The sequence below is a fragment of the Candidatus Brocadiaceae bacterium genome (genome assembly GCA_012728835.1).
In the GTDB taxonomy this organism is placed as follows: domain Bacteria; phylum Planctomycetota; class Brocadiia; order SM23-32; family SM23-32; genus JAAYEJ01.
In genome coordinates this window covers 78,793-93,098 of sequence record JAAYEJ010000026.1, presented here as the reverse complement: position 1 = coordinate 93,098, position 14,306 = coordinate 78,793, and the positions used below count along the sequence as shown (strand labels likewise).

Genomic DNA, 14,306 nt, shown 5'->3' with positions numbered 1-14,306 from the left:
TCCACGTGCCGCGCGGGCCAAGCTCCGCATCCCCGAACCGCCTGGCCCGGCCACAACCTGTCATCCTGAGGAGCGCAGCGACGAAGGATCTCGCCTGTGTGGCTTCCGGCGCCGCTACGAGCACGCAACCCGGACACGTGACCGACGAGCCTTCCGGCATTCGGCCGCGTCGCCCTGATTGCCGAATCGAGGTCCTTCGGCCCGCCTGAGCGGGCCTCAGGATGACACCCGGGCGCGAACTCGCGACCGTCACACCGTCGCCGTGCCGCTCAGGATGACACCCGAGGGCGAACTCGCGACCGTCACATCGTCCACGTGCCGCTCAGGATGACATCCGAGAGTGACCCGCGATCGCGCGCCGCCCTCGTGCCGCACGGGAGTCACCGAAGTCCTCTTGCCCGCGCCTACCACGGCCCGCCGGCCGCGGCGCGGTCGGCCTCGACCTGCTCGAACCAGGTCTCCAGCGCGTCGGACATGCGGCGCACGCGCCGCGGGTGCTCGCCGGCCAGGTCATGCTCCTCGCGCGGGTCGTCGGCGATGTTGTACAGCTCCAGCGGATGCGGCTCCGGCAGTTCGCGCGGCGGGTAGGCGCCGGTGATCACGTCGTGGCCCTTCCACGGCTCGTTGCGGTAGGCGCTGTCGAGCTCCTGTTCCGCCGGGTCCGTCCGGAACGTCTCCTCGATCGACGGCCGCACGAGCTTCCAGTCACCGTCGCGCATCGCGGCGTTGCTCGTAACGACGGGCTGGTAGCGGTTCCACTGCCAGAACCGAACGGTCGGCACCTGGTTGCTCTCGCCGCGCAGCGCGGGCAGGACGTTCGCGCCGTCGACATCCAGTTCGGCAGGCACTTCGAGGCCGGCGGCGGCCAGCAGCGTCGGCAGCCAGTCGCAGAAATGCACCATGTGGTGCAGCTCCCGGCCGCCGTCCATCCCGGCCGGCCAGCGGAGGATCGCCGGCACGCGGATCCCCCCTTCGTAGACGAAGCTCTTCGAGCCGTGGAGGCCGCAGTTGAAGCGCGTCGTGCAGTCCTCGCCCCGGCCGCCGAACTGCGGGCCGTTGTCGCTGGTGAACAGGACGATCGTGTTGTCTTCCAGGCCCTCCCGGCGCAGCGTCTCCAGCACGCGCGCCACGCCGGCGTCCATCCGGTGGAGCATGCCGTAGATCGTGCTGACCCCGCGGTTGAACTTGCCGGTCTCGGCGAACGGCCGCACCTCGTCCTCGGGCGTCTGCAGCGGCGTGTGCGGCGCGTTGTAGGCCAGGTTCAGGAAGAACGGCCCGCCCTTGCGGCGCCGGATGAAGTCTACGGCCTCGTCCGTGAAGACATCGGTGAGGTAGCGGCCGTCGGATCTCTCGAAGCGGTCGTTGCGCTCCAGCACCCAGTGGAAGTAGTCCTGCCAGCCGCTGCGGAATCCGGCGAACTCGTCGAAGCCGCGCGCGTGGGGGTGGAACTCCTTGCGCAGACAGCCGTTATGCCACTTGCCCACGAGGCCGGTCGTGTATCCGGCGCGCTTCAGCAGGTCGGCGATGGTCGTCTCGCGCAGGGCCATGTTGCAGAGCCCGCGCAGTTCGCGCGTCTCGATGGCGCCCGTGCGGTGGGGATAGCGGCCGGTCATCAGCGCCGCCCGGGCGGGCGCGCAGATGGGCGAGGCGCTGTAGTGCTGGGAGAGGCAGACGCTCTGCTGCATCAGCGCGTCAAGCGTGGGCGTACTGGACAGGCCGCCGTTGAACGCGCTGAAGTCCCCGTAGCCCATGTCGTCCACAAGGATCAGCACGATGCTGGGCAACGTGCACGGTGCAGGCATACCACGATCCTCCGGAGTGGGCCGCAAGCCGGGCGAAGGCCGCCCCTAACCTGCCCTGCAGAGCGGGCCGCAGGTGCGGATCTGTTCGAGGAACGCCTTGCGGTTGCCGGGACGGCAGGGCCGCCAGGCCGTCAGGAGGATGCCCGTGCCGCCGTAGCGCAAGCAGGCGTCGCGCCAGGCGCGCACCAGCTCCGGCTTGCCGCCGGTGGCGCCCCAGACTTCAAAGCCCTTCCGGCGCAGATGGCGCACAAGATCCGGACTCGCGGCGCGGTAGCCCCACGGCACCTGGACGACGTCCTTCGGCGTGGTCTTCTCGGCCGCGCGGCTCTTCTCGCCCGGCCCCTCCCAAATGCCCGGCGTGATGATGGGGCTGTCCTTCCACATCACCGCGCGCAGCCCGCGCTCCTTCACGCCTTCCGCGAGCGTCCGCACGGCCAGGGCGAACTGCCGGTGCGAGCGGTCCATGTCCTCGTCCATACCGATGTGGACGAACCGCTCCGGCTCGCAGGCCGCGACGGCTTCGTCGATCAGCTCGAAGGCCAGCTTGTAGTACTGCTCGCTGTCGAACCAGCCGTGCGGGCGGAGCCACTGGTGGTGGAACTGGTAGCCGCTCTGCGAGAAGTTCAGCTTCGGCACCACTTCAATCCCGCGCTTGCGTGCGTACTGCGCCAGGCGCTTGAGCACACCCATCGGGACGCTGTAGGGACGCGTCAGTTCGGGATGCGACTTGTACTTCACGCCGTCCGCGATGTCGATCACCAGCAGGTTCATGTCCTCCTGCGCCATGGCGTCGATGACGTCGTTCGCCACCTTCGGGTCGAACGGCTTCTCGCGCGACTTCTTCTTCCACCACACCGGGTCGTAGTGGGTGACGTGGATCATGAACGCGCGCACCGGCAGGACCGTCGCGGCCATCGTGCTGCTCCTTCTGCTGGGAGGTGCGTGCAGCATACCCCCCGGCGCACGCCGGCGTCAAAGCGCGCTGCACGGTGCTCGGCCGGATGTCGCAGACGGTCCTGGAGACGGCCTGCCGCATGCGGGGCGTTGACCGGCTGTTCGTCGACCTCTGCGAGCGGCGCGCGGTGCGTGCGGACGCTGTTCGAGACGCCGTGCCGTCAGCGCTCCACGCGCGTGACCTCGTCGGGTGCCGCCGGCGTCAGGTCGGCGTCGGGAAAGGCGCCCGTCTCGGGCAGCACCAGCGTGAGCCGCGGCGTCAGGTCCCACTCGACCGTCCCGTGCTCCACCTCGAAGTCGAGCACATGCCCGCCGGCCTTGCGGTCGGCCGTGATGAAGTGCAGGTGGTAGCCGCTCATGTTCACGCCGTCCAGGTATTCCGGCAGGCGGAAGCCGACGAGGTCGCCGTCCACCTCGCGCAGGTCGAAGACCGGCTGCTCCTTCGTCACCTCGACAAGGCGCCGATACGGCGGCGTCTGCCGGGGGACGGCGCGGGTCTTTGCCCGGATGAAATGCCCCCGCACGCGCACGGCGAGCGGCACGTTCGGCGCGCCCGCAAGCCCGTCCAGGAACGCGCCGATGCTCGCCATGTCCGTCCCCGAAGGCACGGGCGCCGAGCCGTCGGGCTCGAAGAACGTCACAGCGGCGAACGGCGTGTGCCAGGCGCCGTCCGCCTTGTACGCCACGCCGTCGGACTTCATCTGGTAGACGTGCCCGTCGATCACGGCCATCTCGCCGTCGGCGCCGTCGAACGTGCCGATCCCGAGGTCGCCGTGCGCCGTCAGTTCCTCGATGGTGGTCGGCCCTTCGTAGAGCCCCGCCAGCAGCGCGTTGAGCGTGGAGACCTGGTAGAGCGTGTCCCGATCCCGGCCGACCGCGCATCCGCACAGGGCGGCGCACAACCCGAGGACGAGGACCAGCCGCGAACGCGTCCGTATGCTCTGCTGCATTGCGTCACCTCCCACCCGAGTTGCAGAAGGAGTGCCATCCGTCCTCCACGGTCCCGGGGGCCGGCGTCCCCGGGGCACGCGGCATGCCCTCCGAATGGACAGGGCGGGCATCCCTCCCCGCGGCCTCAGTGCAGCAGGACCATGAAAGACACGTGTGAGACCGCTCAGCCCGCCACTGAGCCGGCGGCTCGCACGGCGTCCATGCTACCACATGCGGCGGCGGTTTACGCACGGGCGGGCGTTTGGTATCATACGGTCCCGCGTGGAGCCGTCGGACCGGGGTGCCGGCAGAAGCGGACGCGCGGCGAGACCACCTTGTGAAGAGAGGGTGTGCCATGTCACTAAAGACCGACGTACGGCCGACCGGAACGTGTCTGCACTTCCTGCCCATCGAGACGCGGGTGCCCCTCAAGTTCGGGCCGGAGACGCTGACGCACGTCACGCTCGCACGCGTGCGCCTGACCGTGCGCGGAACCGATGGCCGCACGGCGGAGGGCTGGGGGGAGACCCCGCTGAGCGTCCAGTGGGTCTGGCCGTGCGACCTGAGCTACGAGGTGCGCAACGAGGCCCTGAAGGCCTTCACGATCCGCCTGGCGGAGGCCTGGGCGCAGTTCGACGTCTCCGGCCACCCCATCGAGGTCGGGCACGAGTTCATCTTCAAGGCCCTGCCCGGGCTGCTCGACGCCTTCAACGCCGGGGGCAATGCGCCGAAGCCGATGCCCTGGCTGGCCGGCCTCGTCTGCTGCTCCCTGTTCGACATCGCCCTGCACGACGCCTACGGGCAGCTCCACGGCGTGCCGGTCTACGAGACCTACAACAAGGACTACATGACGGCCGACCTGGCGCAGTTCATCTCGCCGGCCGAGGGGAGCAAGGTCTCCTTCGAGGGCAAGTACCCCGCCGACTACCTGGTGTTGCCGCGGGACCAGGTTCTGCCCGCCTGGCACCTGGTGGCCGGCAAGGACGTCATCGACGAGTCGGAACTGACCGGCACCGAGCCGGACGACGGCTACCCCGTGCTGCTGCGCGACTGGATCCGCAAGGACGGCCTGCAGTGCCTCAAGGTCAAACTGCGCGGCAACGATCCCGTCTGGGACTACGACCGCCTGACGAAGGTCGGCCGGATCGCCGCCGAGATGGACGTGCCCTGGCTCACCAGCGACTTCAACTGCACGGTCATGGACCCGGCGTACGTCACGGAGATCCTGGACAAGCTCAAGTGGGACGACCCGCTCTGCTACGGCAAGATCCTCTACGTCGAACAGCCCTTCCCGTATGAACTGGAGGAGCACCCGATCGACGTCCACAGCGTCTCGGCCCGCAAGCCCCTGTTCATGGACGAGAGCGCGCACGACTGGCGCCTGGTACGCCTGGGCCGCACGCTGGGCTGGACCGGCGTGGCGCTGAAAACGTGCAAGACGCAGACCGGCGCGCTGCTGACCCTCTGCTGGGCGAAGGCGCACGGCATGACGCTGATGGTGCAGGACCTGAGCAACCCGACGCTTGCCCAGATCCCCCACTGCCTGCTGGCCGCACACGCCGGCACCATCATGGGGGTCGAGACGAACGCCATGCAGTTCTACCCGGAGGCGTCACTCCCGGAAGCCGAGGTGCACCCGGGCGTCTACTGGCGACGCAACGGCTGCGTCGATCTGTCGACGCTTCAGGGCCCCGGCTTCGGCTATCGCATCGACGAGATCAAACGCGAGCTGCCCGCGCCGGCCGCCACCTTCGGCGGTTAGGTGACCGACGCGTGTCCTCCACGGTTCCGCTGAGCCGGCACCGCCGGGCGGGACTCACGGTTCGACTGGCGAAGAAGAGGAGAGGAGACACATGGCCTCGAAGACGCTCAAGAAGGTGCGTTTCGGCATCGTGGGCGCCGGTTACATCGGGAAGTGGCACGCCCAGACGATCCTGAAGCAGAGGAGCCCGAAGATGACGGTCGGCGCGATCGCCGACAGCTTCGGCGACGCGGCTCAGCGCGCGGGCGAGCAGTTCGGCATCCCCGCGTTCACCGATCCGGTGAAGATGTTCGAGTCCGGCCTGATCGACGCCGTCATCGTCGGCACGCCGCACTTCTGGCACGCGCCGGTGGCCATCCAGGCCGCGCGCGCCGGCCTGCACGTGATGTGCGAGAAGCCCCTGGCCGCCACGATCGGCCCGGCCCGGGCCATGGTGGAGGCGTGCCGGAAGAACGGCGTCGCCATGGGCTCGATGCTGCAGTTGCGCACGGCGCCCGCCATGCGCAAGATCAAGGAGATGGTCGACGGAGGGCGCCTGGGGGACCTCCTGCGCGTCAGCCTGGTCTGCACGAGCTGGTACCGCACCCAGGCCTACTACGCCAGCAGCCCCTGGCGCGGCACCTGGAACGGCGAAGGGGGCGGCATCCTGCAGAACCAGGCCCCCCATCAGATGGACGTGTTCCAGTGGATCGGCGGCATGCCGAGCAGCGTCACCTCCGTCATGAGCACGCGGCTGCACGACATCGAGGTGGAGAACACGGCGCACGTCGTGTTCGGCTACGAGGGCGAGAAGACGGGCTATTTCTTCGCCACGACGTCGGAGTTGCCGGGCGGCGACACGTTCACGCTGGTCGGCGACAGGGGCACCCTGGTGTGGGAGAACAACACCCTGCGGTTCGGGCAACTGGCCCAGCCCGTCTCGAAACACATCTTCGAGTGCCAGGAACCCCGCGCCGACTTCATCCCCGCGCCCAGGTGCACGTGGAAGGAGGTCAAGATCCCCGCGCGGTCCGGAGGCTCGCACATCAACGTCTTCCGGCCGTTCGTCGACCACCTCCTCAAAGGCACGCCGATGGTGGCCTCCGGCGAGGACGGGCTCAACGAAGTCGAACTGGCCAACGCCGCCTACGTGTCCGCGTTCAAGGGCCGCACCGTGCAGCTCCCGGTCGACGCCGAGGAGGTCGAGCGCGTCCTGGCGAAGCTGGAGAAGGAACGCTCACGCGACGGCGGCGTCAGCCAGCGCGCGGAAGCCCGCAAGGCGCTCCGCAAGCTGGTCGGTTCGTAAGGGCGCCCGCGAGAGGAGCACCATGCCGTTCGCCGGCAGGGACAAGACGTTGTTTCGCCTGTTCGGCCTGCCGATCAGGGCCAATGCGTCCTGGCTCATCCTGGTGGCCCTGGTGTTCCTGACGCTCGCGCAGGGGCCGTTCGGCGTCGGGCTGGGACCGGATGCGCCGCGGCTGCTCCGGTGGGGCCTGGCCGCCGCCGGCACGGCCGGGCTGTTCGCGTCGCTGCTGCTCCACGAGGTGGCCCACTCGCTCGTGGCCCGCGGGATGGGCATGCGCGTGGCCGGCATCACGCTGTTCGTGTTCGGCGGGGTCAGCCGGCTCGAGGATGAGCCCCCGACGGCCGCGTGCGAGTTCTTCATGGCCGTCGCCGGCCCGCTCACCAGCGTCGTGCTCGGCCTGCTCTCCACGGTGCTGCTGCTGGCGGCCGCCGCGCTGGGATGCCCGCGTGCCGTGCCGGCGCTCCTCGGGTTGCTGGCCGGGGCGAACTTCATCCTCGCAGCATTCAACAGCCTCCCGGCCTTCCCGCTCGACGGCGGCCGCGTGCTGCGCAGCGTCGTCTGGGGCGTCTCCGGCAGCCTGCATCTGGCCACGCGCGTCGCCGTCGGCATCGGCTCGCTGGCCAGCATGACCATGATGGCCGCCGGCGGGTTCCTGGTCCTGTTCCCCCCGCACAACCTGGGGGGCGTCTGGCCGATCATCCTCGGGTTCTTCGTATACCGGGCCGGCCGCAGCAGCATGCAGGCCGTCGTCCTGCGCGAGCAACTGACCGGAGAGACGGTGCGCCCGTTCGTGACGCCGCAGATGGTCACGGTCCCCGAGGACCTGAGCATCCACGCCTTCGTGCGCGATTACGCCTTCCGCTACCGGTTCAACTACTACCCCGTCGTCGATGCCTGGGGCCGGGTGGCCGGGCTGCTGGATGCCCGTGCGCCGGGCCGGGTCCCCGCCGAGTTCCGGACGCGCGCGGACGTGCGCGCGGTCATGCAGCCCGTGCACGAGACCAAGCTCCTGCACCCCGATACGCCGGCGATGGACGCCCTGCACCTGCTGCACCGCAGCGAGCCGGACGTGGCCCTGATCGTCGATGAAGGCCGGCCGGTCGGGATCGTGAGCATCGGGGCCCTGATGGAGTTCGTGTCGCTGAAGATGGCCCTGTCGCAGACGGCCCGCCTCAGGTAGCCGGCTTCCGGGAGCGCCGGGCGGGCCGCTTCGCCCGCACGTATTCCGTCAGTTCGTCGGCCCCCATGCAGTTCAGCACGTCGCCCGGCTCCAGCCAGCCCCGGCGCGCCGTGCCGATGCCGAGCGCCATCAGGCCGAAGTGCTCGGGCCGGTGGGCGTCCGTCCCGATCATCACGCGCACGTCGGCGTCCTTCGCGCGTCGGCAGATCGTGTCGTTGATGTCCAGTCGCTCGGTGTGGGCGTTCAGCTCCAGGGCGGTGCCCGACTCGGCGCAGGCCTCCAGGACCCGCCCCACGTCCACGGCGTAACCCTCCCGCTGGCCCAGCAGGCGGCCCGTCAGGTGGCCGATGGCCGCCACGTACGGACTGCGGACGGCCGCCAGGATGCGCTCGGTCATCTCGTCCTCGGCCATGCGGAAGTGGGTGTGCACCGAGGCGATCACGAAGTCCAGGCCGGCCAGCACCGATTCCGGGTAGTCCAGCGTGCCGTCGGGCAGGATGTCCGCCTCGGTGCCGCTCAGGATGCGGAAGCCCGGCAGCCGGCGCCGCGCCGCGCGGATCTCCTTCTGCTGCTCGCGCAGGCGTTTGGCCGAGAGCCCCCGCGCGATGCCCAGCGACGGGCTGTGGTCGGTGATGGCCAGGTAGGCGTAGCCGAGTTCCTGGGCGGCCGCGGCCATCTCGAACACGGGCAGCACGCCGTCGCTGTAGTCGGTGTGCGCGTGAAGGTCGCCGCGGATGTCGTCGAGCGTCACCAGGCGCGGGAGCGTGCCGGCCTCGGCCGCCTCGATCTCCCCGCGCTCCTCCCGCAGTTCCGGCGGGATCCAGCGCAGGCCCAGCGCCTCGTAGACCTCCTCCTCGGTCGCGCCGGCCACGCGGCGGTCCCCCTCGAAGACGCCGTACTCGTTGACCTTCAGGCCCATCTCGATGGCGCGGCCGCGGAGCCGGACGTTATGGGCCTTCGAACCGGTGAAGTAGTGCAGGGCCGCCCCGTAGCTCTCCGGCCGCACCACCCGCAGGTCCACCTGCAGCCCGTCCTCCGTGCGCACGGACCCCTTCGTGTCGCCGGCCGCCAGCACCTCGGCCACGCCCGGCAGCGCCGCAAAGGCGTCCACGATCCGCCGGCCGGCGGCGGCTTCGTCTCCGGGCGCCGCCTCGACGGTCGCCAGGATGTCGATGTCGCCGACCGTCTCCTGCATGCGCCGCAGCGAGCCGGCCGCCGTGATCGCTTTCAGGTCGCAGCCCTCCCTGAGCGCCCCGATGATCCGTTCGGCCACCGGCAGCGCCCGGCCGAGCAGGATGCGGCCGGCGCTGCGCTTCAGGAAGTCGATCCCGGACAGGATGTTCGCCACCGTCTTCTCGCCCATGCCCGGCAGCCCGGTCAACCCGCCCGTGCGGGCGGCCTGCTCCAGCGCATCGAGGCTGTCGATGCCCTTCTCGGCCATCAGCCTCCCCACCGTCTTCGGCCCCAGCCCGGGCACCCTCAGCATGTCGAGCGCGCCGAGGGGAAAGCCGTCCAGAAGCTCGTCATACGCCGCCACGCGGCCGGTCTCGAAGTACTGGGCGATCTTCTCCGCACTGCTCTGGCCGACGCCCGGCAACTCGGTCAGCTCGCCCCGCGTGTGGATCGCCTCGAGGTCCTCGGTCAGATCGCGCAGAATCCGGGCGACCTTGCGATAGGAGTTGACGCGGAAGGCGTTCTCGCCCTTGATCTCCATGACGTCGGCCATGGTCTCGAACAGCGCGGCGACGGCGGCGTTCTTCATCGGGCCCCCCGTTTGCCGGCCCCCGGCCCGCGCCGGACACGCTCCGGTCCGGCACCCCCGGATCCACAGAGTGGAGGAGAGACAAGGAAAACGGGCCGCAGCGTTCGGCTGCGGCCCGCAGACTCCTGCGTCAACGGTGCGGCGGTTCTCAGCGCTTCAGGTCGCCCATGAACGTATAGGCGGCGTCGCTGTACAGGTCGACTCCGACGAATCCCAGCATGAAGTCGAGAATCTGGGAGGGATCGACGCCGATCCGGCCGTAGAAGCCGGAGTGCAGCAGGAACGGCTCCGGAAAGGCTATTTCGAACGAGATCAGGCCCCAATCCTGCCAGCCGTGCGCCAGGTAGCGCGACGGCCGGGGATCGGACACGCCGGCGATGTAGTACTCATCGTCGTATTCCGGACGGGGCTCGAAGATCATGACCTTCGCCGGGCTGTGGAAGAGCGGGTCCTTGAGATCCAGCATGTGCTGGCGCCAGCCTTCCAGGTCGCTCTCGGGATCCTTGTGGCCCGTCGTGCACACGGGGCACTGCTCGATGGACACATAGTGGAAGGGGCCCAGGCCGAACTTCGCGCGCTTGTCGAACACGACGCCCAGGCTGCGACGGTCCCACTCGAGGTCACCCGTGAACTTGTAGAGCGCCCCCAGGTGGAACAGGTCGGTCGCCTGCATGTAGACACCGATCGCCGGCGGCACGAAGCCGACGGCTTTCGGGCCGTCGGCCGTCGGCACCACCGGCGGAACGATGCCGTGCGACCACATGCCGATGTCGAGCGCGTCGTCCCGCAAGTTCTTCAGATAGCCGCAGCCCGTGGTGCTGAACACCAGACCCACAAGTGCCAGCATGCCCACTACCCGCCAGGTCTTCCCGCGCGCCATGTTCGCCTCCCTGAACGTGATCAGCTCATTCCCTGTTTGCTGTGTGCAGCGAACGGAATCACCCGCGATGTTACTGTCCCCGGGGGGCAACGTCAAGCGTCTTTTCCGCAGCCTGACGCCGGATCGTCCCGACAGCGCAACGGCCGCCAGTAGGGTATAATGCTGTGAAACAGTCCGGACACTCTCGGAGACAAGAGCAAGGGAGGGGCGAGATGAGAACGAAGGTGGAGGTCCTGCTGGTCCTGGGGGCCCTGGTCGCACTGACGGCGGCCGGGCGCGCGGACGAACCGATGGCCGCACCGTCGCCGGCGGCCGATCCGGCGGTGGCCGTCGAGACGCCCGCGGCCGATGGAACGGTGCCGATGGTCCGGCTGGAGCTGCCGGGCCGGACCGTCGAGGGCCGCCTGGTCTATGAGGACGACGTTCTGCTGCGCGTGGAGCCCATCGGGGCCGGCATCATCGGCTACACCCGCGCCACCGTCCGCGACATGCAGCGCTTCACGATCACGGCGGCCGCCTTTGCCGAGCGCCAGGGCGACTTCCACCTCGGTCGCGCCTGGGAGGCCGAGGACCCGCCCGCCGAGTTCGTCCGCGCCCGCCAGGCCTACCAGCGCGCCGTGCTGGCCGGCCTGACGACCGAGGACCGCGACCGCATCAATGCCAAGCTCGAAGTCCTGTCCGACGAACGGGAAGAGTGGCAGCAGGAGGCGCTGCGCATGCAGGAACTCGACTACGGACGGCATCAGATCGACCTGGCCGTCCTGGAGAAGCAGTTGACGTCCCAGCGGATCGAGGCCCTGCAGCGGCAGGAGCAGGAACTGGCCGCACTCCGCACGGCCGTGCAGCGGCTCCAGGCCGACGGGCAGTTCCTCACACAGGTCGTGGAGAACATGCAGGCCGACCTGATGGACCTGCGCGACGACGTCCACGACCTGGGCAACGTGTTCGTCCACGTGAACACGTTCGCCGACCTGCGGCGCGCCCACGACCGGCTCGAACGCGACGTGCAGCGACTGGAACGCGCTATCGAACGCCGGTAGCCGCCGCGTCGCCGCGCACGTGCACGCACCACGGCCGGATGCAGCAGCCGACACACTGCGGCGAGCGGGCATGGCACACCCGCCGCCCGTGCGCGATGATGTTCAGGTGCCCGCTGTACTTGCGATCGTCCGCAACCAGCGCGTCCAGCAGCCCGTGCGCCTTCTCGCGCCCGCACCGCTCGGGCACCAGACGGAGCCGCCGGCTGACGCGCACCACGTGCGTGTCGACCACGAACACGGGACGGCCGAAGCCGAACAGAAGCGTCAGCCGCGCGGTCTTGATGCCCACGCCCTTGACCGCCGTCAGCGCCCGCTCGGCCTGCGCGGCGTCCAGGTCGGCCAGGAACTCGAGCGAGTAGCCCCCGCGGCCCCCGAGCCACTCCAGCACCGCCTTGATCGCCGCCGCCTTCTGCCCGGCCAGGCCCCCGCAGCGGACGGCACGGGCCACCTGCCCCACGGGGGCGGCGGCGACCGCTTCCCAGGTTCCGAACTCGCCCATCAGCTCGTCGAACGCCCGCGCACTGTTGACGTCGCTGGTGTTCTGCGACAGGATCCCCCGCACCAGAACGGCCAGAGGCTCCTCTCCCCCCTGCCACCGAGGGCGGCCGTAGGCCGCTTCCAGGGCATCCAGAACGGGCCCGATCTTCCGCTCGGGCGGCAGGGCATGGCGGGCCCGCCTCATGGTCGGGCGTCCTCCCCGGCAGCCTCGCGCACCCGCTCATAGAGGTCGCCGCCGTGGGCGTCGTTGACGACGACGGCCGGGAAGTCCTCCACGATCAGCCGCCGGACGGCCTCCGGGCCGAGTTCGGCGTAGGCGACCACCTCGACCTGCCGGATGCAGCGCGCCAGCAGGGCACCGGCCCCGCCGACGGCGGCCAGGTACAGCGCCCGGCACTCGGCCACGGCCCGGCGCACCTCGGGGGACCGGCCCCCCTTGCCGATGGTGGCCCGGATGCCGGCGCGGTAGAGGGCGGGCGCGTAGGCGTCCATGCGGCCGCTGGTGGTCGGGCCGGCGGCGCCGATGACCCGGCCCGGCGGGGCCGGCGACGGCCCCACGTAGTAGATGACCTGCCCCCGGGGGTCGAACGGCAACTGCCGGCCGGCCGCGAGCGCCTCGACCATGCGCTTGTGCGCAGCGTCGCGGGCGGTATACACGACGCCCGTCAGCACGACGCGGTCGCCGGCGTGCAGGGGCAGCACCCGGGCGTCGTCCAGGGGCGTGGTCAGTCGGCGGGGGCCGTCCGGATCGGATCCCTGCATGAGACCTCCAAGGAAGCGCCACGGGCGATCCGCCTCGCCCGGTCGGGTCGCCCCTATTATGCGGCGCCCCGGTCACAAGTCAAGCAATGGCCGCGTTCCGCCGGCGCCGACGCCGATGCGCCTGCGGACACTTGAAAAACGGCGTGCGCCGAATCAGAATGGCCGCGCAGGGCCGCGAAGGCTCGGCACATGGGAGTGGCGCTCGGCACACAGGAGGAAGGGCGATGGGCGAGACAGCACGACAGGTGGTATTCCCGGCCAAGGACGTAGTGGCAATCGAGGAGGTCGATCTACACGAGCCCGGCGAGGGGCAGCTTCTCATCGAGATGAAAAGGACCCTCATCAGCACGGGCACCGAGCTGGCCTACCTGCAGGGCATCACGGCGCAGATCCAGGCCGGCAAGCACAAGTACCCGATCGTGCCGGGCTACTCGTCGGCCGGCGACGTCATTGCGGTCGGTCCGGGCGTCACGGACTTCAAGGTGGGCGACCGCGTCTGCGGCTCGGCCAAGCATGCCACGCGCATCGTCGTGCCGGCCCGGGGTAGCGCCCACATCCCGGACGGCGTGTCGTATGAGGACTCCACGTTCTCCACCCTCGGCCTGGTCAGCATGAACGGCCTGCGCCTGGCCCAGCCGCAGCTCGGCGAGGTGGTCGTCGTGATGGGCATGGGCATCGTGGGGCAGCTCGCGCTGCAGTTCGCCCGGCTCACAGGCCCGCGCCTGCTCGTGGCGGTCGACGTGAGCAACGAGCGCCTGGCCATGATCGAGGGCATGGGCGCCGACGCGAAGATCAACCCCGCCGAGACCGACGCCGCGGCCGCCCTGAAGGATCTGACGAACGGCGAGATGGCCGACGTCGTTCTGGACGCCACCGGCTCGAACCGGGCGTTCAACACGGCGCTGGAGATGGGCGGGGAGCGGGCGCGCGTCGTCGCCGTGGGCTCCACGCGCGGCCTCGTCCCAGAGGTCGACGTCTACACGCACATCCACTGCAAGGGGCTGATCGTGATCGGCGCGCACGCCGGCACAAGTCCCCAGCATGCCACGCCATACAACAAGTGGACGCGCGAGCGCAACCGCCTGCTCACCCTGCAGCTCATGGCCGAGGGCAAGGTCAACGCGGCGCCGATGGTGACCCACAGGTTCCCGTTCGACGACGCCGTCCAGGGCTTCGAGTTGCTCGTCAAGGACCGCACGAAGGCCGTGGGCGTGATCATCGAGTACTGACGCGATCCCGACGGACGCCGTCCGCCCGATGGGTGGGGGCGCCCGCCCGTGCATGCACGCGCGGGCGCCCCGCCGTGGGCTATCCCCCCAATGGATAGGCACGGCCGCCCCCGGCCGTGCAGGTGTGTGCCGGACAGCGCCGCAGGACGCTTGTTGCCCGCGTCCAATCTGCGTGTCCCCCGGCGAGACGCCGGGGGCTACCCGCGATTGACACGCCACGCG

General features: G+C 70.0%; 12 protein-coding genes. 5 read left to right on the top strand and 7 right to left on the bottom strand.

Annotation, left to right across the window (positions count from 1 at the left end; translation table 11 throughout):
• Window positions 1–404 precede the first annotated feature (404 nt).
• The 3 genes from GXY85_04115 to budA all read right to left on the bottom strand — a co-directional run bounded on the left by GXY85_04115 (window position 405) and on the right by budA (window position 3,706).
• The gene (locus tag GXY85_04115) at window positions 405–1,802 is read right to left on the bottom strand and encodes a sulfatase-like hydrolase/transferase (protein ID NLW50015.1); all 1,398 of its coding nucleotides are present in this window, start codon (window positions 1,800–1,802) and stop codon (window positions 405–407) included.
• Window positions 1,803–1,847: 45 nt separating this feature from the next.
• A complete protein-coding gene (locus GXY85_04110) occupies window positions 1,848–2,717 on the bottom strand; it encodes a hypothetical protein (GenBank protein ID NLW50014.1) in 870 nt (289 codons plus the stop codon).
• Window positions 2,718–2,917: 200 nt separating this feature from the next.
• Window positions 2,918–3,706 carry an acetolactate decarboxylase gene (budA, locus tag GXY85_04105; protein NLW50013.1) on the bottom strand — a complete coding sequence of 263 codons (789 nt, stop codon included), beginning with the start codon at window positions 3,704–3,706 and terminating at the stop codon, window positions 2,918–2,920.
• Between the two features lie 335 nt (window positions 3,707–4,041).
• Here budA and GXY85_04100 point away from each other — a divergent pair, with 335 nt between their 5' ends.
• The 3 genes from GXY85_04100 to GXY85_04090 all read left to right on the top strand — a co-directional run bounded on the left by GXY85_04100 (window position 4,042) and on the right by GXY85_04090 (window position 7,913).
• The gene (locus GXY85_04100) at window positions 4,042–5,448 is read left to right on the top strand and encodes a mandelate racemase/muconate lactonizing enzyme family protein (GenBank protein ID NLW50012.1); all 1,407 of its coding nucleotides are present in this window, start codon (window positions 4,042–4,044) and stop codon (window positions 5,446–5,448) included.
• A gap of 91 nt (window positions 5,449–5,539) precedes the next feature.
• Window positions 5,540–6,733, top strand: a complete 1,194-nt coding sequence (locus GXY85_04095; protein ID NLW50011.1) for a Gfo/Idh/MocA family oxidoreductase — start codon at window positions 5,540–5,542, stop codon at window positions 6,731–6,733.
• A gap of 22 nt (window positions 6,734–6,755) precedes the next feature.
• Complete coding sequence (locus GXY85_04090; GenBank protein ID NLW50010.1) at window positions 6,756–7,913, top strand: CBS domain-containing protein; 1,158 nt, start codon at window positions 6,756–6,758, stop codon at window positions 7,911–7,913.
• On the opposite strand, the gene polX is transcribed toward GXY85_04090, so the two are convergent.
• Both polX and GXY85_04080 read right to left on the bottom strand, forming a co-directional pair.
• Window positions 7,906–9,675, bottom strand: a complete 1,770-nt coding sequence (gene polX / locus GXY85_04085; protein ID NLW50009.1) for a DNA polymerase/3'-5' exonuclease PolX — start codon at window positions 9,673–9,675, stop codon at window positions 7,906–7,908. The two genes, GXY85_04090 and polX, sit on opposite strands and share 8 nt — an antisense overlap.
• Before the next feature lie 148 nt (window positions 9,676–9,823).
• The gene (locus GXY85_04080; GenBank protein ID NLW50008.1) at window positions 9,824–10,555 is read right to left on the bottom strand and encodes a hypothetical protein; all 732 of its coding nucleotides are present in this window, start codon (window positions 10,553–10,555) and stop codon (window positions 9,824–9,826) included.
• Window positions 10,556–10,767: 212 nt separating this feature from the next.
• Here GXY85_04080 and GXY85_04075 point away from each other — a divergent pair, with 212 nt between their 5' ends.
• Window positions 10,768–11,595 (top strand): hypothetical protein, encoded by an 828-nt coding sequence (locus GXY85_04075; protein ID NLW50007.1) that lies wholly within the window; start codon window positions 10,768–10,770, stop codon window positions 11,593–11,595.
• On the opposite strand, the gene GXY85_04070 is transcribed toward GXY85_04075, so the two are convergent.
• Complete coding sequence (locus GXY85_04070) at window positions 11,579–12,277, bottom strand: endonuclease III (GenBank protein ID NLW50006.1); 699 nt, start codon at window positions 12,275–12,277, stop codon at window positions 11,579–11,581. The genes GXY85_04075 and GXY85_04070 overlap by 17 nt on opposite strands.
• Window positions 12,274–12,855, bottom strand: a complete 582-nt coding sequence (locus GXY85_04065) for a TRZ/ATZ family protein (protein NLW50005.1) — start codon at window positions 12,853–12,855, stop codon at window positions 12,274–12,276. The genes GXY85_04070 and GXY85_04065 overlap by 4 nt, the downstream gene beginning before the upstream one ends.
• 224 nt (window positions 12,856–13,079) lie before the next feature.
• On the opposite strand from GXY85_04065, the gene GXY85_04060 reads away from it, so the two are divergent.
• Window positions 13,080–14,084, top strand: coding sequence for a zinc-binding alcohol dehydrogenase (locus tag GXY85_04060; GenBank protein NLW50004.1), 1,005 nt, complete (start codon window positions 13,080–13,082; stop codon window positions 14,082–14,084).
• Window positions 14,085–14,306 lie beyond the last annotated feature (222 nt).